The sequence below is a fragment of the Phaeodactylibacter luteus genome (genome assembly GCF_007993045.1).
Lineage (GTDB): Bacteria > Bacteroidota > Bacteroidia > Chitinophagales > Saprospiraceae > Phaeodactylibacter > Phaeodactylibacter luteus.
This window is the reverse complement of record NZ_VOOR01000138.1, coordinates 1-1,186: the sequence shown is the minus strand read 5'-3', so window position 1 is coordinate 1,186 and position 1,186 is coordinate 1. Positions and strand designations below refer to the sequence as shown.

At 52.9% G+C, this 1,186-nt stretch carries 1 protein-coding gene; it reads right to left on the bottom strand.

All coding sequences use genetic code 11. The features are described from left to right. On the bottom strand, positions 1-1,170 hold a 1,170-nt coding region (locus FRY97_RS21830; RefSeq protein WP_147169742.1), incomplete at its 3' end, for a hypothetical protein. Positions 1,171-1,186: the final 16 nt, after the last annotated feature.

Here is a 1,186-nt window from a genome sequence, read left to right as displayed (position 1 = left end):
ATCACAATTGTCCGTAGCCACTACTGTGAAGTTGACAGGGATGCCTGCTGTCTGGCAGGCTGGGATCTGTACCGTCATGGTGCCGCCGTTGGCAACTGGGCCAGCGATTTCAGGAGCACGCTCTTCATTAACGGTGATGGTCTTGGTGATGGTCGTCTCGTTGCCATTCTCATCGTCAAAAGTGATGACCAGATCGTTCTGCCCAATAGCTGCGAACAGCTCCAGTGAGTAAAGATCGAAACCAGTCTGAGTCAGCACGAAAGATGGGCCTGCGTCTACGCCAGCGTTACCATTGGTGAAGGAGATATCAGCGTTGGCCAGCCCAACTTCTGCACCACAGTCGTCGCTCAGGCCTAATGACCATACGAGCTGTGCGCCGCACTCGCCTTCAGGGGCGTCGTACTCAAACGCGTCGACACCGCCACCTAAGCCGTCCTCAACGGTGATACCGCCGGCAGCAGTGATGACTGCTGTTGGAGCTAGGTTATCCTGTGGCGTCAGCATCTGAGTTGCTGAAACAGAAGAAACACAGCCGGTTTGGTCTGTGTTGAACTGGCAGCCGCCTGCATTAGCCAATGAGAGGTTCACTGTGTAGACCGTGCCGCCTACTGCAGCGTTAAGCCCTCCGAAAGTGATCGAAACGCCTGCAGGGACATTGAAGAAAGTAGTACCGCCTACAGAGACATTGTAGGAAGCGCCACAATCATCATTTACGGTAACCTCAAAACTACCGCTGAATTCATTGCTTGGGCAGTAAGGGTTGTTGACGTTGGTGATAGAAATCGTTGGCTGGAGGTTCTGAATGCTAGCACCGTCGATGGTGCCCGTTTCAGAAGCTACGTCAGACTGCCCACAGTTGGCCGTTACCGCAAAGTTGTAATCTTCGCCTGGGGTAAGCGTCCCGCTCGTAATCGTCAGGGTAGTCTCTGCCATGTTAACATAATCTACCACAGGGTTGCCCATGGCGTTTTCTATGTCAACGGTGTAAGTTGAAGCATCACCAACCTCATCCCAGCTGATCGTCACCACGCCATTGCAACCGTATCCTACGGTCACGTTGGCAGGTTCCGTACACTGAGCCGAAGCCTGCTGTGCCCCAAACACTGCTCCGAAGAGCAGGAGGAAAAAGCTCAGCACAGAGCTTCTCCCCTTAAGGGTCAAATTGTTCATAAAATTACGATTTGTT